The sequence below is a fragment of the Serratia sp. CMO1 genome (assembly GCF_015689115.1).
Classification (GTDB): domain Bacteria; phylum Pseudomonadota; class Gammaproteobacteria; order Enterobacterales; family Enterobacteriaceae; genus Serratia; species Serratia marcescens.
On sequence record NZ_CP065032.1, the window covers coordinates 891,222 to 911,320 of the forward strand.

Genomic DNA, 20,099 nt, shown 5'->3' on the forward strand with positions numbered 1-20,099 from the left:
GGCAGTATCAGTTTTGAATAATTTCAACCGTATGATTTTTCCCATCATCCCGCAAAGGAATGTTGTCGCCAGGCAGTACGATGCTATCCAGTGTGACACGATACTCTCCCTCTCCGCGTGAAACCATAATCTGATACTGGCTTTCACCATATTGATATGACATCGAAAAAGAGGACCACTCATCTGGCAATCTGGCATGGACAGTAAAGGTAGCACCGGAGCGTTTTATACCCAGTAATTCCTCGGTAAGTAAACGGTAGGCCCAGCCTGCGGAACCGGTATACCAGCTCCATCCCGCTCGTCCGGTATGGGGAGCGACACTATAGACATCAGCACTCATGACATAAGGCTCAGCCTTATAAATCCCGACCGAGCCTGCATTAAGGGTATGATTTATCGGGTTGATCATTGACCAGAGTTGCCAGGCGCGTTCTGCATTTCCCATCCGTGCAAATGCCATAACGGCCCAGATGGCGCCATGTGTATACTGCCCCCCATTTTCCCGCACGCCGGGCAGATAACCCTGGATGTAACCCGGGTTAGGTCCATGACCATCGAATGGTGGTGTTAACAGCCTTATCAACCCGCCATCGTTATCTACCAGGTGCTTATCCAGCGCCTGCATGGCCTGTTCACATCGTCCCGCGCTGGCGGCCCCGGACAATACAGACCAGCTCTGCGCAATCGCATCTATCCGGCAGTCCTGCGAGGCTTTCGATCCCAGGGGAGTACCATCGTCAAAATAACCGCGCCGGTACCATTCGCCATCCCAGGCGTGAGTTTCGAGATTGTTTTGCAGGTGCAAGGCCTGCGAACGACACATCGAGGCGACACTGTCATCCTGCTTGCGCTCTGCCAGTGCGGTAAACCGCTGCAAAATGTCATACAGGAAGAAACCCAGCCAGACGCTTTCACCACTGCCTTCGATACCAACCCGGTTCATCCCGTCATTCCAGTCACCTGCCCCCATCAGCGGCAGGCCATGCTCACCGAACCTCAGTCCATGTTGAATCGCTTTGACGCAGTGTAACCACAATGTCTCTTCGGTGCCGCTGACGACCGGCGTGTCATAGATAGACTCTTCACCGGGCTGGAGCAGGCGACCTTCCAGATACGGTATGCGCATCTCCAGCACATCCATATCCCCCGTCGTTTCCACATAGTGGCAAACGGCAAGCGGAAGCCACAGGTAGTCATCAGAACAGCGGGTACGAACCCCGCTGCCGTGTGGAGGGTGCCACCAGTGTTGCACATCTCCTTCGATAAATTGCCGTGATGCGCACAGCATTATCTGTTCGCGCATTCGGTTCGGATCGGCATGACTCAGTGCCAGCGTATCCTGCAACTGATCGCGAAAACCAAATGCACCGCCGGACTGGTAGTAACCACTGCGAGCCATAAGGCGACAGGCTACGGTCTGGTATAACAGCCAGCCGTTGACCAGCAAATTCACAGATGTATCAGGCGTATTAACCACGATTTTATCGAGCACATGGTGCCAGTAGTGGTGAACGCGGTTCAGCTCCAGGCGGGCCGCATCCTCATTGAGATAGTGGGTAAGCATCTCCTGAGCCTGGGCATGATTATCTGCCGCGCCAAGGACAAAAATAAACGTTCTCTGGTCCCCGTCAATAAATGTAGCCGCTGACTGGACGGCTCCACAGGGATCGAGGCCGGCGCCGGTTTTACCCGAGAGTCTGCGCAGTTTCATGGTGGATGGGCTGCGCAACGAACCGTTACGGCCAATAAACTCCCGGCGATCTCCCATCAACGAACAATAATTACCGCTGACGGCAAAAAATGCAGTGCGCTCGCCACCGTTGTCACCGTAAAAGTTATTTGCCATCACACCGCAACCGCCAGGGATACTGGCAGCATGTGTCACGATATGAGGGGCGGAGCGGATTCGTGACTCTCCGAGCGTCCACTCCACGTAGCCCGTGACGGACAGTTTACGAGTGCGTCCCGAATTGTTACTGAGCGTCAGGATTGCAAGTTTAACCGGGGCCTCTTCGGCAACAAATACCGTCAGCTCACTGTCTATACCACTCTCCCGATGGGCAAATACGCTGTAGCCAAAACCATGGCGTGTCAGATAATCCCCTTGTCCGCGCGTAGGTAAAATCGTCGGTGACCAGCACTCACCACTCTCTTCATCACGCAGGTAATACGCCTCACCGCTACGATCGCTCACAGGATCGTTCTCCCACGGCGTTAACCTGAATTCATGGGCATTCTCATACCAGCTATAGGCCTGCCCCGCATCCGAAATCACACTGCCAAAACGGGCATTCGCCAGTACATTTGCCCAAGGGGCGGGCGTTGACTCATTTTCCCGGAGCACAATCTGATATTCCCGGCCGTCATGAGAAAATCCGCCGTACCCATTGAAATGGCGCAACTGGCTGGTATCGGGGGCCCAATCGGTATGTTGGTTACTCTCCGAAACAATATGCGGAATCAACGGTCTGGCCGGAGGTTTTGGGGTGTGAATACGCTGGTTAAGCTGTTCATTAATTCCACCCGCACGGTCATCGAGGTAAAGACAAGCCACGCTCATCAGCAGCAGCTTATCCTCAGTGGTGAGGTGCTCGCCATTACGCACAAAAAGGCCGCCCGTTTTATCCAGCAGACTGGCTTCTGACCCGGCATAAATTAAATCCATAATCTGATTTTGCAATCCCTGCTGGTATCCCCCTGGGCTGTTATTCAAGATCACCAAGTCCACCTCCAGCCCTTTCAGCCGCCAGTATCGGTGTGCCTGAATCAGGGTGGTGACGGAGGCGACGCCTTCCTCGCTGGAAATGCTGAGCAGCACTATCGGCAGATCACCTGAGATTGCCCAGCCCCACAGGCCGGACTGACCACGCCGATTATGGCTGATGGTTTGGCCCTCGGCACGCAACTCCTGACTGGGATAAAGTACTGCGCTGGCAAGACGATTAAACAAGGTGGCATCATCTTCACTGGCGTTCATCTGACGTAATACCACCAGACTATGCGACCACGCCAGTTCAAACACGCGGTCAGCGATAGGATAGTCGCGATATTTTTCGAGCAATGCCAGGCTTTGCTGGCGGCTTTCACTAATGCCATAAACGATATCAATCGTAACCGGTTGCCCAGGCTGCAGGATGATGGCGTGACGTATCGCCAGTATAGGATCCAACACTGAGCCCGATGTGTTGCTGAGCGCTCCGCCTTGCTCGATGGCCCGAGCATCGGCTGGGCTTCTGCCTCGTCCAAGGAACTCTGCCCTGTCTGTTTCAAACGAGACGCTCTTATGGTGACCGCCATGCACCACCATCATGTGAAACAGGCAAGGGCTCGACTCATCCGGCGAGCGCGGGCGCCGGTGGCAGAGGATAGCATCACGTTCAGGATCAAGCTCGGTCTGGATAAACAAATTGCTGAACGCTGGATGTGCCAGATCGCTGGCATCAGACGCCAGTACCACTTCGGCGTAGGTTGTCAGTTCCAGGGAGCGCGGCTGGCGGCCCCGGTGCACCAGGGTGATCCGTCGTAGTTCAATATCATCCTCCGGGGAGACAACAACCTGGGTTTTGACGCTGAGCGTCCCGAAGGTGCGCCTGAATTCCGCCCCCGCATCGGTAAATATCACTTCTTCGTCGAGCCCGATAGCGTTGCCTGTCGGTTGCCAGGTATTGCTCCATATCTCACCCGTCTGCATATCGCGGATATAGCAGAACGTTCCCCAGTTATCCCGGGTGGTATCACTTCGCCAGCGCGTTAGGGCAATATTATTCCAGCGACTGTAGCCTCCCCCGCCAGCCGTCAACATCAGATGATAATGGCTGTTGGACAACAGCTGAATTTCCGGAACCGGGGTGTCCACCCCGTTGAAAATACGAGGTTCATAGCGAACGGGTTTGACCCTTCCTTCATGAGATTCAAAATGACGACGCGGGCTGTAGAGATCGACCGCATCCGGCACGCGCTCCTGTAACAACAAACTCGCTGACTGGAAGAGCGTGCTGGACATAAATCGCTCAGTCATGGGGGCGTCAAGCAGCACGTGGGCGAGCGCCTGAAATGCCATGCCTTGATGATGTGCCATCCAGGACTGCACTACCGCATACAGTTGACCGGTTGCAAGGCGTGAAGGGGTATAATCCAGCGCTTCATAGAAGCCATACTCACCCTGTGCGCCATTTTTTTGCAATCGGAACAGGTTTTCACACGCTTTTTGCGGTGAGACCATCAGCGCCAGCAGGGTGGCGTAAGGGGCAACCACCATATCATCGGAAAGTCCCCGACGCAGACCGAGCCCTGGCACGCCAAATGCCTGATACTGATAGTTTTGCTGAACATCAAAAGCATGATAGCCAGACTCTGATACTCCCCAAGGCACCCCACGCTCTTTACCCCAGTGTATCTGGCGCATCACCGCCGACTGGCTCATCTCATCAAGCAGACTGCCTGGCCACGTGGGCATCACCAGATTAGGCATCAGGTATTCAAACATCGAACCGCTCCATGACATCAGGGCTGTTTCATTGTCTATGGTGGTGAACAACCTCCCCAGCGCGTACCAGCTTTTGAGTGGCAACTGATTCGCCGCAATGGCGAGGAAACTGGTCAGTCGGATTTCAGATGGGAAAAGATCGTAATGGCTTTTGTCTGACGTATTCGTGTCACATTTGTAACCGACACTGAGCAGACTGGTTGCCTCACTGTACAGAAAGGCGAAATCCATCCGAGCATGGTCATTCAGCCGTTGTTCAAGCTCGGCGATAATTTTCAGCCGCATTTGAGCTTGCGCCGTCACGGACGCCGGAGGCGTTCCTTCTCCGGTAAATGTCGCACGGGCCAACCAGTTCAGCGTCGGCAGCGTCTGTTTGTTCCAGGACGCTGGCAACCAGTCGAGTAGTAGCGACCATTCATGACCAAGCTGCACCAGCTGATTTTCCAGATGTTTTGTCCAGCGTACCTGAAGGTGGGAGTCTTGATGACATTGCGTTGTAAGGTGGTTGCACTGAGTGCGCATTTTTTTCAGTTCGCTGAAAAGCGCTGGCGGAGACAGTGACACCGCACTTTGGCAGTGTTTGCGCAGTAGCCGCAAAGCGGTAGGCGCGCTTGAGCCCCAATGTTTCTCCAGAATCTCCAGCGTATCGTTCAGCCCGGCCAGCATCTGTTCGATGTTTAAAACAGGCTGATGGCGCATGGCAGATAGCCCTTCACGCAATGTCAGTAAATGACCCGCCATATTGCCACTGTCGACACTTGAAACGTAGCGTGGGCTGAGCGGTGCCAGCGTACGGGTGTCGTACCAGTTATAGAGATGTCCCCGGTAGTGTTCCATTTTGTCCAGCGTATCAAGCGTTAGCGAGACGCGCTGCAATACCTCCCCGCCGGAAAGATAACCAAAGTCCCAGGCCGTCAGATTGGCCAGCAGGGAAAGGCCAATATTGGTAGGAGAGGTACGGTGAGCCACTGTCGGTTGCGGTATTTCCTGATAGTTGTCAGGCGGAAGCCAGTTCTCTTGCGCCGTGGCAAAGGTCTCAAAAAATGCCCAGATTTCACGGCTTGTCTGGCGTAGCAGCCGTTTTTGCTCTCGGTTCGGCGAAAAGGCCTTACGAACGGGTTGGCGGCTCAACCCTTTCATCAGCAGGGGAGCCAGGCACCATAACACACTGACCGGCAAAGCGATCGCCAGCAGCTGCGGCGCAATATGTACGGTCAGAATGGTGAGTGCCACTCCGCCAGCGACGTTCAGCCACATAGCTTGGTAGAAACGGCCAACCGAAGTTCTGGCCTGATTGTCGTCCGGACGATGGCTGACCCACTGGCTGAGATTGCGCTGGCTAACGCCCAGACGCCATAGCGTCACGATAATCGCATACAATGAATATCCGGCTTCGTGCGGCAGTATCGCAAAATTAAGCCCGATGCCTGACAGACGCTTCAGCGCCCCTGAAGCTACCAGCAACAAATGCGGTTTCAGGTGGCGGCGAAGGGGCTTATGCAGCAGATCATAGAGGATGCTCAGCATCGCAGGTAACAGCCATATCAGCGCCAGCACGCCAAGCCAATAAACCGGATTAGGCACCCAAAGCAGTGTCAAGAACAGCAATACCAGTAAAGAGGGGGCGACGAGACTGCGGCGCAAATTATCAAACAGTTTCCAGTAAGAGAGTGCGGATAGAGGATTCTTATCCCGGCTTCCATCCGCTTTTCTGACGCGCAGTTTCAACCAGTTCAGCAGTTGCCAGTCACCCCGGATCCAGCGTGAGCGGCGTGCCACATCCGAAAGGTAATTATTGGGGTACTGTTCGTAGAGTAAAACTTCACTCAGCAGCCCCGAACGCGCGTAGCACCCTTCCAGTAAATCATGGCTGAGAACCAGATTTTCAGGACAAACGTTGGCCGTGGCTTGAACAAAGGTATCGACATCATAAATCCCCTTGCCCACGAACGATCCTTCCCCAAAGAGATCCTGGTAGATATCGGAAGACATCATGGAATAGGGGTTATTGCCAGGTGCGCTGCTGCGCATGGCCGCGTATCGCCCCTGGCCATTATGCGGCATCGCCTCCGCCAGTCCGGGCTGTAGAATGCCGAATCCTTTGACCACCCTCTGGCGTACCGGATCATACTCTGGCTTATTCAGCGGATGCGCCATCGTCGCGACCAGCTTGTGTACCGTATCGCGCGGCAGCACCGTGTCGCTGTCCAGCGTAATGACATATTTTATATAGCCCGGTAAAAGATGAGCAGGCATGTCTGCAACGCTGACAAATTGTGCCGCAGGATGGCGTAGCCAGTCGTTTAACAACGCCAGTTTGCCCCGCTTGCGTTCATAACCCATCCAGGTCCGCTGAGAAGGGTTCCATTCAGGCTGCCGGTGCAGCAGATAAAAACGAGGGTGTCGGGATGGATAGCGGCGGTTAAGCGCCTGCATATCGGTGATCGCCTGTCTGAGGAGGGCTTTGTCTGCAGGCGCTTGTTTATTTTCTGCATCGGCAAAATCGGTGAGCAGAGCGAAACAGATGTTTTCGTTTTGATTCCCCAGCCAACATACTTCGAGACTGGTGAGGAGTTTGCTGAAGCTTTCGTGACTTGTCAGCATGCAAGGGATGACGATCATGGCTGCACTATCTACGGGAATACCGGCTGAAAAGTCCATCCTCGGTAATGGGCGGGGGATTCGAAAACGAGTGGTGGCATCGCTGAGCAGATCACTTGCTAATTGGCTAACAGCAATGACAAGAGGCAATGCCACAACGATCGGCAGCCAATACGTTCCTTGCTGCGCAGTTTCATGCAATACCCCGGCCACCGTTGCTGTGGTCAACAAACTCAGGCTGCCAAGCCATGACAGCAGGGATATTCTGTTGAAACTGTGCCGCAGGCGTATAAACGTTGAGGTGTCAGCCAGCAGATGAATTTCCAACTTCTCTCGACCTTCGCCTACCAGATAATAGCCAATGTGGGACTTCGATGTGTCGGGAGCGTTCTCCCTGGTAAGAGCCAGTAACCGGCTGGCTACCTCAGGCTCACTGAGGCCGCTATCTCTGGCCAAAATCTCAATGACGTGGCGATAATGATCCCGAGTATCAAAGTGCATTTGGGGATAAATACCGGCAGGATCACCGCGTAATACCTGTTCAACGGTGCTTATCGCCTCAGCGAAATCAGCCCAGTTCGTTTCGCTCAGTAAACGCAACCCAGCGATGCTGTTACTGACTGAAAGCTGACTGGCAGCGAGCTGTTGATTGAAGCGATGAATCAGTGCCTCGGTTGTGATCCCCTGTTCCGCCAGGCACTGGTCAACCCAGGTCAAAGGCAACGACACCGCATTGCCATGCCCCTGCAGACGCCGTACTAACTCCGCGACAAATGCACTGCTCAACGGAGGACGTGAGCGCGCCATATCGGCGACTACCATGATTAAGTCAGCGGGAGCATTCTCTGCACATTCGAAAATTCTTGTTATCCACGCATCTGCCAGGTTTCGTTCCCGCTGAGCCTTTACGACTTCCATGCTGATGCGGCGAAGATTTTCAATCAGAGCCAGGCGCAGCATGCCCGGTAGGGCCCAAACTTCGCCCAACGTCAGTGGGGTGACCTGTTGGTAGGCCGTGATATAGCTGGTCAGGCTGGCAGTGTCCCAGCGGCCATCGCCGTGCGCAATGGCTTCCGATGCAATATCATAAATTCGCGGACAATTCTGAGGCGATATTAGGGATGGGAGACCTTTGCCGAAGCTTTTCGGCAAGTGTTGGCGAACGATGCGAATTTGCTCCTCAATAAGGTAGTAATTATCCAACAACCACTCCCCGGCAGGCATAATGCTCGCTTTTATACCTGAGTTAAGCTCGTAGCAGTTCTGCGTGATAGCGGCCTCATTGTTGCCGAGCCTTTTGAGAAGGTAGTAGGGAAGCTTATTTGGAGATAATTTATGGGCACGTGCCAACTTTTGGCCGTAACGTTCCATCTGAGATGTTGAAAACAACTCTGATCGTACCGCCCCCTCACCTGCAGGATCGTTAGCGGCAAGCGGCGATCGTTCGGTTTTTTTTGCCAGAATTCGGGAGTGGCTAAACCATTCCCTGGGGTTCATTTTCATAGAGTTGCTCAGTTGCGACGTTAATGCGCAGGAGCAGTTGCGAAATCAGTTCAGAAGCGTTCTCTCAGGATGGATGTAAGCCATCCGGGATTTAACAGCTGCTTGAATATGTCTTAGGCGTACTCACAAAATTTAGCATCACCATGTATCAGAGTTTAGCGTGACTTGACAAATAGCGCTTTACATTCAGGGCAAAGCATTGCTTGTTTCAGTCGAAGCTTGCTAACCGCCTGAGATGACTTGAATCCACAAACAGGGCAAATTACAGCAGATCTAGATATGCCGCCGATGTACTTCATTGCGTAATCGATAAAAGACATATGGATTAACCTTTCAATGAATGAGATTTATCATATCATTGATGGTCGTTTTTTGTACTGGTAATATTTTTCTTTTATTATAGTGCATAGTTATCATATGCTTATGCTAAGCATTAGCCCGAAATTATATAATATACGATGTCAATCAAGTCAGGTTGCAAGAAAAAATTGTATTTTACTGATTTTTACTTCCTTGAACGTTTTACAGCAACTTTTCAGCAGCAGCAAAAATCTCGTCGGATGTTAAATCACGATCAGAGGCGACATGAACAATTGTGTGGTCACCTGTCCGAGAAGCTAATCCCGCCGTCATTATAGGTAATTGTACTTTCTCTCCATTCGGATAAGAGCGTGAAATTGTTTTTACGCCGTCCTGAAGCTCAGTGATACAAGATGGCGCAGAATTAAAAAAAATAATGACTTTTATCATGACGTTACCTTGTTGATGGATGCGTATTTATTACAAAATATTTAGTGGGGTATTAATCGTCCAAAAACAAAAGTTATAGCCTCCTTATCAACATAAAAAGCTATTTCAATGTGATATATATTATTAAATTCCTACTTGGGTGTGAGAAGTCAGAATAGTACACTAATCAAAAAAGGTAGATTGAAACATTAGCTATAGGGGCTGACTATATGACTCATTTAAACCGACATTTTCTGCGGTTTACTTTTAATAACTTAGTCTTACACCCTTATTAAAGAGATAGCAATGTTTATTTTTAGCCGTCTAAAAGGCCAGGGTGAATGTGTAAGATTGAGATGGTTTTTTTATTCATTTAATGTATAATTAAGGCTGTTTTCATCTTATAAGGTTGTTCTTTGTTCCAAAAAATGACAGGCATCATCAAAATATTTGATAATAAAACAGGTAAAGGATTAATTATCCCCTCTGATGGAAGAAAAGACGTACGAGTACACATTTCAGCATTATCATCACGTGAAACTCAAACAATCACCCCTGGAATTCGAGTGGAATTTAGAAGAGTGAATGGGCTTAATGGGCCTACGGCAGCAAATGTCTATCTTTCCTAACATCATTAGAATTATCTTCATTAACAGTAACATGATTAAAAATCCACATCCAATACTTGGTTAATAATTAAGTCTATAGAGAGACTCACTCCACCTTTTTAATTTTTCAGGCCAATATGAGTTAAGGTGGTTAATAAAAATAATTTGCTCATCATCCGTCCACCTTCCCTCGAAATATTTGTCTCAAGAGTGATTCAGAATGCTATTGGACCTCCTGGTAGCCCTGCCACAGTTGGCTGTATGTGGAAAATGTGGATTGGCGATCGATGCGACTGCGAGCAGTCGGAGACATTGAACAGCGCCATATCTGATTGATAGAAGGCAAAGCAACCAAACGCACCACCGTTGAAATAGTCTGCGTAGTTTTGAACATTAACAATTACGACAAAAACGATACTAGTCAGGCCCTGTCTATAAGACTTTGGCATTAACCGGTGCATTGGTAGGAAAAGGGCTATGCACTAAACATATGGTGCCTGATATATCCCTACTACCACAACTATTGGGCCTGTGAGGCTGCCGCACTGTGACAGGAGTTGATAGAATCTTAACGTCGTAGGTATCAACCGCATGAGCGTGATGGCGACTATCGCCCGGTGGCTGGCCAGTGCCGTTAATACCCCGCCGCCACTATCGACAAACTGGAGTCGGCGCGCAAATGTGCCTAGGTCGTCGGTTACTCGCTGATTATCCTGCCCGACCAGGAAAAGTGGAGTGGTGACGAGGCGGGTATCAAGGCCATCACCGGCGGCGATGCGGTCGCCATCGATCCGAAATACCGCGACGCCTACGCGGTCTACATCCCTGCAGTTATACTGGCGGTGAATAACAACCCGATGCAGTTCAGCGAGCGCAGCGGCGGCATCTCGCGCCGCCGGGTGATCCTGACGTTCCCGGAGGCTATCGCCTCTGAAGAGCGTGACCCGCTGCTGCTAGCGAAGATCACCGAAAAGCTGGCGGTCATCGTGCGTCACCTGATGCAACGCTTTGCCAACCCGAACGAGCCCCGCGCACTGCTCCAGGCGCAGCAGATTTCGGCAGAAGCCCTGGAAATCAAACGGCATGCCGATCCGCTTATTGATTTTGTGGTTACCTGACGGTGCTGGGCACCCCGGAAGGGGGGATGATCGGTAATGCCAACATCACCCCGCCGAATCCGCGCCGCTACCTGTACCACGCCTACCTGTCGTTTATGGCCGCAAGAGGCTATCAGCACGTGATGAACCTGACGGCGTTCGGCCAGGCGGTGCCGCAGACGCTGAAAGAGTATGAGCATACGCTGCTGAAACGCCGCACCAAGTAGAGAATACAAACCAACCTGATATTGAGTGAAGAATGTGAAGCGGACTGGCTGCCGAAGTGCGGGGCGGTGTGACGATGAGTGGGTCGATCGGCCGGGCCGATCAATAGGCCATTATTGATCTGCCGAACCCATTGGACGCTCAATCGCCGCGACGCCTATAGTGGCAGTGACCCGAATACACGCAGCAACACCAGGGCATCCTATCGGCCGCTGAACGGCCAATATCATAACGACAAGCGCTCCCCAAACCGGCTCAGGCCGGTTTTTTTGTGCCTGCGATTCAGACTTTTCACCCTGTAGGTGAACAGGAGTGTACACCGAGAAGGTAGCTATACACCCATCAATGCATTGAAATAAAAAGATAAAATCAAAAGGTGTATAGGGTGAACAGTTTTCCTATAAATCTTTTTTTAATATGATGAGCACTGGGCGAGTGCTAATTGATTATAATTTATTCTATGTATTGTGCATCATTTTATTATGTATAGATATATGTATAGCTTTCTGTTTTTGTTTATAAAATTAGTTTTAAAACAGTGTGTTGTTTGGTATGTTTCGCTCCTATTATGGCACCACCTCCTCTCCAGACTCACTTTGCTTACCCTTTCGCCGGTTAAACAACCGTTTAATTAATCACTGTTATAATTACCCCTGTTGAGTCTTGATGGGTGAATGTTTTCACCTCAAGCATTGCGATGCGGCGCTCTGCGTAGCGGCATCCGTTTTTTGGACATGCCGGTGGTTCGGTGAGAAGTAAGGAGAAGTGCACTATGAGCAGAAAAGACAAGCTCGCGGCGGCCCTGCTGGCCATCTTCCTGGGTGGGCTGGGTATTCACAAGTTTTACCTGGGGATGAAGTGGTGGGGGCTGTTCTACCTGCTGTTCTGCTGGACGGGGATCCCGGCGATTGTCGGCTTTATCGAAGGCATTATTTATCTGTTCCAGTCGGAAGAGAAGTTCAACCAGAAATACAATCCTGGTCTGATTTAAGGCTTTGCTGGCGGCGCTTCCTGCTAAGGGAAGCGCCGTTTTTCATTCCGTTATTGTTTCTTCATCATCTTGCCGCGCATTTCTTCACTCATCATTTTATTCGAGCTGGAAATTACGCAGTTATATTGCTTGCCTTGGTTAATGATCATAAAGGTGCTGACCGGATTTTTAAAATCCTTGTCGATGGTGAAATAAATATAGGCCTGCGGCAATGCGGCCGGTTTAAAGGCGCCGAAGGCATACACATCCGCCAGGCCCAGCGCGGAGAGATCGACCGTCAGTTCCATGGGCTTCATGGAATCCGGCGATGGGAACATCGATTTGGCCGACATCATCATGCTGCTGCTGTTGATGGTGTAATCGGTTTTAACCTTCATGCCCATATATTTCGATTCCGGCATGGAAAGTTCTTTTTTGCAGGCGGCGTCATGCTGCGGCGCCGGGCTGCCGTTTTCCATCACGGCGTGCACGTGTTCCAGCGTCACTTCTGCGTTGCCGGTGGTAGGTTGCGCATCGGCCGCGTAAGCCGCGCCGCTGAAGGCGGCCACAGAGGTAAGGATAATGCCCGTAACGATTTTCATTGTCGATCTCCGGAAAGCTAATAATGATATTAATTGCGGTGTGTAGCCTATTGGCCTGATAAAACGCAAAGTGACCCGTTCCGTGGAGATAAAATAGCCTCGGAATTTTTATAATAAATAGCGTGTCACCCACGCGGTGCGCGAGGGTTGTTTAATTATATTGAGAGTCTTTATCTTTTGTTTTTCAGTCTGTTTACCTGCATATAAAGAGTATGTATAAACATAGTCAATGTTTAGAATATGCACAAATTATTGCGGTTTTTTTCACTTTCATTTTTCTATTTTTAACAGGGTTATAAATATTGCATTGAGAAACAGGGAGTTGTCTTTTCTACGTTAAAATCACGCAGTGAAGCATTATTTATGTAATCTTCATAGTCACAGAAATAACGCTGAAATTATTATCTTTCTATTTAACGGCTAATTATTCATGGCATAGGCTTCAACCCCTTGCGTTTCCTGCGCTAGAATCAGGCGGTTTTCTTGTGGAAAAGGATATCGTCATGGCCGCCTGGGCGCTTTTGATCGTCGGTTGGGTGTTGATTTGGCAGGATCACCCGGTTTGGGGTGTGCTGTGCATCGCGCTGTTTGCCGTGCTGCAATGGGCGAAGTACGCCGCTAAAAGCGAGCAAGAACCCGAAGAGGCGGCAGAGTGGCGCAAGACCGACTGGCATTCGCAGCCGATTGAAATGGCGCACGCCGGCGACAGCGACCGGCAGATTGGCGGCGTGGGGGAACTGGGCATGGGCGGCCCCAGCTTTTGGACGCTGCTGCTGCGCGACGGGGCGATTGTGCATGGCGCCTATGCCGCGCCGCAGGACGTGGACGACGGCAAGCTGCGCCTGATCCCGACCCGCGGCCGCGAGGGGGAGGGGCTGACGGTCTATGAGCCTGCTGCCCGGGTGATGTACGCGCTGCTGGCATTGACCGATCGCGAGCAGGACGCGTTGGCCGCCGGTTCCGCTGAGGCGCTGGCGCGGCTGCGGGCGACGTGTCGGCAGGTGGAGGCCACGCCGTTGCACCTTGTACGCGGTTTGTGGGTGCCGCAGTGGGTAGCGGATCCGGCGGATCGGCTGGAGATCGCCTTACCCAACGGCCGGATGCTGGCGGCGCGCTCGATGTTGCCGGCGGATCTGCGCCAGGCGGACGATCCTGCCGCGCTGCTGCACACGCCGCCTTATGAGCTGCTGCTGGATAACCGGCCGACCGATCGCTTCGTACGCGATCTCGAACGCGTGGCGGGATCCCCGTCGGGTGACGGCTTGAGCGTCGGCGGCTGCCAGTTCCACGGCGAGCATATCGTCGATGGTCTGTATCATCTGTACTTCGCCGGCGAGTGGTTCAGCCTGCTCTCTTACGCGCATAAACCGGCGGGCGGGCGCGGTTCGGACACCACCTTTTTCGTCGAGCGGGTCGAGCCGCAAGACGGCGGGGTTTTTGTGATTGAATGGGATGCTTACAGCGTGGGGCCCGACGGGCGTGAGCCGCGCGTGCCGGCCCCGCCGGTATTGGTTATCGCGGTGAGTTGGCAGGAAACGCCGCTGCAGTTGCCAACGGCCAACAACCGCGTGACCGTGCGCTTGCCCAACGCCACGGCGTAAGGCTTAAGGCAACACCCTGACTTCGCCGTTGTGCAAGGTCAGCACCGCGATTGGGCTGCCGGAGAAGCACTCCTTAAAGATCCAGTCGCTGGGCCGAAACGCCGCCGCAGGCAGGCCGGCTTGCCACTCCTCCCACTGCGGGGCCGGCTTATCCGGCGGTAAAGAGAAAGAGACCAGCCAACCGGCTTCGCAGTGCGCCATTTGACCGGTTGGGCGGGTGAAAGTATGCGCATCTGCCAGCTCCATCACCGGCGGTAAAACCTCGAAGGCGATGATCGGCACGCCGGCCACGCTCTGCGGCTGAGGAAAGCGCACGGCGGTCACGCCGTTCATCGTGATGGGGCTGTCTTCGGTGCCGGGCTGGCGCGGCTCCTGCCGGTTTACCCAGCTGCCTTTTGGCAGGGTGATTTCACCGAACGGTTTTGCCGCCTCGAGCGTCAGGTAACTGCGCCGATTCCAGCGTTCTTCCGCCCGCTGGCTCTTGAGATCCTGAAGGGCAATGTCGATCAGCATCAGCGCGAACGCCACCGGGTAGATCGCCAGCGCCGAGGCTAACAGATAGCCGCCCCAGGAAAGCGGCGGGCGCGGGCGGCCGCAGCGGGCGGCGGCGTATCGCCAGCCCCACCAGGCGAGCAGGATGCCGGCGAGCAGCAGGGCCAATAACAGCGCCAGTAGGCCGGCGGCGCCGGCGCCATAACCTAACAGCATGGCAAGTTCCTTATGTTCACGGCGTGGTGGAGCGATAGCGAACGAAGTAGGGCAGCGCCGGGGTCTCCCCGTCATCGTCATAGTGGCTTTCCGGTTCGATCACGGTTTGGCGCGTGTCGTCGCGCCCGTTGTACCGGTACTCCAACGGCTGTCGGTAGCGCACTTCGGATGAGCGCAGATCGAAAATCAGCGAAAGACGCGCATCGCCGTTATCCGTTTGGGCGACCAGCTTATCGTTGCCCGCCCAGAGCTGATACAGCGATTTATCGCCGGTCTCCAGCAGCACCTTCAACTGCCCGTCGGATTGATAACGCAGAAGCTGATACAGTCCTCTGTCCAGCGTTTGCGCGATCAGGTAGATGCCGCCGTCCGGGGCCTGCGCGCTTTCCTTGACGCGCACCAGCAGCCAATGCAGTTCAGTCACCTCGCCGGTTTTACCGTTAACGGCGATGTGTAACGCGCCGGATCCGAGTACCGGGTTCATCCAGAAATGCACGCGATCGCCATCAACGGCGGTGAAGATCTCGGGTACGGATTTGCGCTTACCGGAGGCGTAAGCCGTCGGTGAGTCCTCCTCGCCGCGCTCAAAGCCCAGCAGTTGCCGCGCGTCCAGCAGCGCCGGCAGATCCAGCGTCTGCCGCCAATGGGCGCCGAAGTCCGGGCTGTAGAATACGCCTTCGGTGCTGATGAGATACAGCGCGCGTTTTCCCGGTTGCGCCACCAGTTTGCCGCCGACAAAGGAAGGCCGGTTGTCGTCGCCCTCCGGCCAGGGGATCAGCGCCCCGATGGTGCCCCGTTGCACATCAACCAGCCTGCGGCCCTTAGAGAGAAAAAGCACGCACTCCTGCTCGCCGCAAACCGCATCATGGATCAAGTCGTCGAGTTCCCCCAGCATCTGTAACCCTTTGGGGCCAGCAAACAGCACCTGGCTGAGGTAGTTGGCCGCCCAGCCGTAAAAGCTATTGTACGCGCGGTCTTCACTTCTTTTGCTGGTGAGCAGCAGGGCGCCGTCCTGCGCCGGGTAGCTGTGGATGAGATCGTAACGGGCTATCGTCGGCAACGCCTGGTCGCCCTGAGTCCATTGCCACTGCTCATAGCGTTGCTCAGGGGCGAGCAAATAGACGCCCAGCGCGCTGGCCAAAAACAGCGTCAGGATAATAAGGGGTCTTTTATAAAGCGCTAACGTCATCATTTCAGCTCCGTCACCTGAGCCTGCCGCCATAAACTGCGGCGCAGATTTCTCAGGTATTTAAACGTTTTAAACGTGCGGTGCTGGTCAAAAGAGTACAGGCGGCAGATCTGGGCGAACCCCTCGATTAACAGCGCCAGGCCGCTGACCATCAGCATCAGCAGCAGAATAATCGGCGGCAATTCGCTGCCGAGACGCTTCAGGGTCCAGGCATCCAGGTGAAAGCCGGCCGGGGTATCGGCGTTATCCACCACCATCATGCCGAGCACAAAACACGCCACGATTGCCCCAAAAATGAAGACAACGCGCGCGCACCGGTTAAGGCCGGCTTCGGTGAAGTAGCGGCTGCCGCCGATGAGATAGGTTTGGCGATCGCGATGATTGATGATCCCACGCACTTTGGGCAACTCGGGAATGACGTCGTTCTCGCAATACAGCACCTGCAGCGGATCGCCTTTGGCGATGAAAAGCGGATGTTGCCGACGAAATACCGGATGCAGTTTGGTATTGGGGACATTGAGCGCGCGGGTCGTCAGCGCGAAGTGCGTCTCCTTCTGACGCCACGCATACGTATCCAAATACTGCACCTGCCGCGGGATCTCATATTGGCAGAGTTCGTAGTTCAGGGCGTTGACCGTCTCGATGCCGGAGGTCTCGACGCCGTCCGGGAGGGGGGGCGCGGTCTGCAGCGGTGCGGTCGCCGGCACAGCGTCTGCCCGGACAGCCCGGTATTTGATGCCGGGGATTTTCAGGCTGAGCGAGCCGGGTGGCGTGACGTCTTGCCCCTGCAGCACGCGATCCAGCGCCCGGAGCAGGCGCCTGCGGCCGCGGTGCCCGATCAGCAGGAGCTCCGAACCGACGAACAGCACTATGCCGATGCCGATAAGGCCGGCGATGATGGCGATAAAGAACAGGACGATGGTCAGCCAGGAATCTTCCCCGTCCATGATGAAAAAGGCCGCCGGGAAACCGCCGGCCAGCACCGCGCCCAGCAGCAGCAGGGCGAAGTATTTCAGCTTGTATTTCAGCGTCCTGTCAGGCTCCAGCCGGCCTTTCGTGCCGTGCAGCAGCCAGTGCAGCCAGTAGCTGCCGTCTTGCAGGCGGTGGGCACCGATCTTCACTCGATCGCCGGCGGCGAGCCTGGCCAGCAGATTTTCGCTGTCGCTGAAGTCGTCGCGGTAAAAAAAGAACGTCTGGCCGGAGGCGATGATCCTCACCAGATTGTCGGGCGCCGTCTGCTGGCAGGCGCATTGTTCGACGGTCACATTAAAAAATTGGGTTTGCATGTCATTCCCTGTCAGTGGGCGTGGCCCGAAAATTCATCCCTGGCGCCGGGTATTCAGCGTTTTTTCATCAGCGGCAGCATGCGCACCAGCGCATTGTCCTTGACGATATAGTGATGGAACAGCGCGGCGGTGGCATGCAGGCCGATCAGCCAGTAGCCGAATGAGGCCAGCGTTTTGTGCCAGCCGATAATCGTCCGCGCCTGCGGCCGATCGGCCACGTCGGCGAACGGCATCGGCAGGCCGAACAGAAACCACTCCTTGCCGCCCAGATAGCGCGAATACACCCCCAGCACCGGCAGTGTCAGCAGCAGCAGGTAAATCAGGGTGTGCGTCAGGTGCGCCAGGCCGGTTTGCCACTTCGGCGGTTTGGGCGCGATGGCGGGCGAGGGGCGGCGCCAGCGCAGGAACAGGCGGGCGATCATCAGCGCAAACACCGTTACGCCGCAGCTGAAGTGGGTGACAACCAGCACGTACCAGGGGGCGCTGCCCGGTTCGGCAAAGCCCCGCAGCTCGATGGTGACGCAGGTGATGACCAGCAGGATCGCCACCAGCCAGTGCAGGCGAATTTGCCACGGCATGTAGGTGTTCTGCACCGGGTTACCTTTTGATGTTAAAGGGTCTGTGCGCCGATGGTAACGAAATGTTACATCGGAGGAAAGCGCGTGCGCGCAATTTAGGCAAAACGCCAGCTTCAACTCACTTATTAAGCTATTGGCTTAGTGGGATATGCGCCTGGCGATAGGTGAGCGTCGCAAGTTATGAAGCTAATAAACGATAGGTTCAGAGGCTGGCAGCTTATTAAGCGATGAAGCGGATTACGCCGCAGCCCTCGCTGCGGCGCCTGAGATCAGTTCAATTTGGCCTTGGCGAAATCGCTGCCGTTCACGTCCACCACGTAGCCGCTCAGGTTGCTGCGGGTGGCGTAGAACACTTTGCCGGTGGCCAGCGGCAGCCACGGCGCCTGTTTGGCGAAGATCACCTGCGCCTGTTGATACAGCTTGGCGCGCGCCTGTGGCTGGTTCTCCTGGATCGCCTGCTGGATCAGCCGGTCGTAATCCTTATCGCACCAGCGCGCCACATTGGCGCCGCTCTGCACGCCGGCGCAGCCGAGCAGGGTGGCGAAGTTGTCCGGATCGCCATTGTCCGATACCCAGCCGTACAGCGCGCTCTGTTGCTCGCCTTTGCGCAGCCCGGCCAGATACTGGCCCCACTCCCAGGTGACGATCTTGGCCTTCACGCCCACCTTCGCCCAGTCGCTCTGGATCATCTCGGCGATGCGTTTCGAGTTCGGGTTGTAAGGGCGCTGTACCGGCATCGACCAAATGTCGGTTTCAAAGCCCTGTTCCAGCCCGGCCTGCTTCAGCAGCTCGCGCGCCTTCTGCGGATCGTAGGCGTACTCCGGCAGTGTGTCGTTGTAGCCCAGCATGCCCGGCGGCAGCAGCGAATTGGCCGGCGTGCCGCTGTCTTTGAACACCGCGGCGACGATCGCTTTCTTGTCTACCGCGTAGCTCAGCGCCTGGCGCACCAGCAGGTTGTCGAACGGTTTTTTCTGGGTGTTGAACGCCAGATAGCCGACGTTCAGCCCGGTAATGTCGTGCAGCTGCAGGTTGCCGTCGGCCTTGATGGCGGCGAACTGTTCCGGCAGCGGCGCGGGGATGATCTGGCATTCGTTGGTTTTCAGCTTGGCCAGCCGGGTTTGCGGATCCGGCGTAATCGAGAAGATCAGGTGCTTGCTGGCCACTTCGCCCTGCCAGTAGTGCGGGTTGGCGGTGTAGCGGATCAGCGAATCCTGCTTGTACTGCTGCAGCGCAAACGGCCCGGTGCCGATCGGCCAGTTGTCGACGTATTCCGGCGTGCCCTTTTTCAGCATCGCGTCGGCGTATTCGGCGGACAGGATCGAGGCGAAATCCATCGCCCAGTCGGCGACGAAGGCGGCGTTGGGCTGGCTCAGCGTGAAGCGCACGTGGTGCTCGTCCACCGCTTCCACCTTGGTGATCAGCTTATCCAGGCCCATGTCGGTGAAGTATTCATAGTTGCCGCCGGAGACCTTGTGATACGGGTTGGCGGGATCCTTCTGCCGCATCACGGTGAACACCACGTCTTCGGCGTTGAAGTCGCGCGTTGGGGTGAAGTATTTGTTGCTGTTGAATTTCACGCCCTGGCGCAGGGTGAAGGTGTAGGTCTTGCCGTCCGGGCTGACGCTCCACTCGGTGGCCAGCGAAGGGGCGGGCGTTTTATCGCTTTCGCGCAGCGTCACCAGGCGGTTGTACAGCACCTGCGAGGTGGCGATAAAGGTCGGCCCGGAGCTGGAGAGCTGCGGGTTGAACGATTCCGGCGAGGCGACGGTGCAGTACACCAGCGCATCGGAAGCGGCCAGCGCGCCGCCCGCCGACAACAGGCCGCAGCCGGCCAGCACCAATCCGGCGATAGGGTGTTTTAAAAACGTCAAGGCAAGATCCTCAGGTGGAATGAGCCGTTACCGGCGAATTGATCT

12 protein-coding genes and 1 pseudogene are annotated in these 20,099 nt (G+C 54.7%); 4 read left to right on the plus strand and 9 right to left on the minus strand.

Going from position 1 to position 20,099, the window contains the following annotated elements:
• Positions 1-7: 7 nt before the first annotated feature.
• From IT763_RS04140 to IT763_RS04145, 3 genes are all read right to left on the minus strand, one after another.
• Complete coding sequence (locus tag IT763_RS04140; RefSeq protein ID WP_206195201.1) at positions 8-8,590, minus strand: glycoside hydrolase family 94 protein; 8,583 nt, start codon at positions 8,588-8,590, stop codon at positions 8-10.
• A 155-nt stretch (positions 8,591-8,745) separates the two neighbouring features.
• On the minus strand, positions 8,746-8,910 hold the full coding sequence (locus IT763_RS23325; protein ID WP_216606217.1) for a YnfU family zinc-binding protein: 165 nt from the start codon (positions 8,908-8,910) through the stop codon (positions 8,746-8,748).
• 202 nt (positions 8,911-9,112) lie between these two features.
• Complete coding sequence (locus IT763_RS04145) at positions 9,113-9,340, minus strand: hypothetical protein (protein ID WP_128868729.1); 228 nt, start codon at positions 9,338-9,340, stop codon at positions 9,113-9,115.
• A gap of 395 nt (positions 9,341-9,735) precedes the next feature.
• On the opposite strand from IT763_RS04145, the gene cspF reads away from it, so the two are divergent.
• From cspF to IT763_RS04160, 3 genes and pseudogenes are all read left to right on the plus strand, one after another.
• Entirely contained in the window at positions 9,736-9,948 is a 213-nt protein-coding gene (cspF, locus tag IT763_RS04150; protein ID WP_072022372.1) for a cold shock-like protein CspF, read from the plus strand.
• A gap of 573 nt (positions 9,949-10,521) precedes the next feature.
• Positions 10,522-11,323 (plus strand): annotated as a pseudogene (locus IT763_RS04155) (primase-like DNA-binding domain-containing protein); the annotation flags it as partial.
• A gap of 698 nt (positions 11,324-12,021) precedes the next feature.
• Positions 12,022-12,240: a TM2 domain-containing protein gene (locus tag IT763_RS04160; RefSeq protein ID WP_015376761.1), complete on the plus strand. Its 219-nt coding sequence runs from the start codon at positions 12,022-12,024 to the stop codon at positions 12,238-12,240.
• A 50-nt stretch (positions 12,241-12,290) separates the two neighbouring features.
• On the opposite strand, the gene IT763_RS04165 is transcribed toward IT763_RS04160, so the two are convergent.
• A complete protein-coding gene (locus IT763_RS04165; RefSeq protein ID WP_206195202.1) occupies positions 12,291-12,821 on the minus strand; it encodes a hypothetical protein in 531 nt (176 codons plus the stop codon).
• A 485-nt stretch (positions 12,822-13,306) separates the two neighbouring features.
• Between IT763_RS04165 and IT763_RS04170 the strand changes: the two genes are divergently transcribed.
• Positions 13,307-14,422 (plus strand): hypothetical protein, encoded by a 1,116-nt coding sequence (locus IT763_RS04170; RefSeq protein ID WP_241005488.1) that lies wholly within the window; start codon positions 13,307-13,309, stop codon positions 14,420-14,422.
• A 3-nt stretch (positions 14,423-14,425) separates the two neighbouring features.
• Here IT763_RS04170 and IT763_RS04175 read toward each other — a convergent pair whose 3' ends face one another.
• The 5 genes from IT763_RS04175 to IT763_RS04195 all read right to left on the minus strand — a co-directional run bounded on the left by IT763_RS04175 (position 14,426) and on the right by IT763_RS04195 (position 20,054).
• Positions 14,426-15,130 carry a hypothetical protein gene (locus IT763_RS04175; protein ID WP_016928946.1) on the minus strand — a complete coding sequence of 235 codons (705 nt, stop codon included), beginning with the start codon at positions 15,128-15,130 and terminating at the stop codon, positions 14,426-14,428.
• Positions 15,131-15,146: 16 nt separating this feature from the next.
• Entirely contained in the window at positions 15,147-16,322 is a 1,176-nt protein-coding gene (locus IT763_RS04180; protein WP_206195203.1) for a hypothetical protein, read from the minus strand.
• Entirely contained in the window at positions 16,319-17,605 is a 1,287-nt protein-coding gene (locus IT763_RS04185; RefSeq protein WP_206195204.1) for a hypothetical protein, read from the minus strand. The genes IT763_RS04180 and IT763_RS04185 overlap by 4 nt, the downstream gene beginning before the upstream one ends.
• 53 nt (positions 17,606-17,658) lie before the next feature.
• The gene (gene cybB, locus IT763_RS04190) at positions 17,659-18,183 is read right to left on the minus strand and encodes a cytochrome b561 (protein ID WP_079451037.1); all 525 of its coding nucleotides are present in this window, start codon (positions 18,181-18,183) and stop codon (positions 17,659-17,661) included.
• A 269-nt stretch (positions 18,184-18,452) separates the two neighbouring features.
• A complete protein-coding gene (locus tag IT763_RS04195) occupies positions 18,453-20,054 on the minus strand; it encodes an ABC transporter substrate-binding protein (RefSeq protein ID WP_049299715.1) in 1,602 nt (533 codons plus the stop codon).
• Positions 20,055-20,099: the final 45 nt, after the last annotated feature.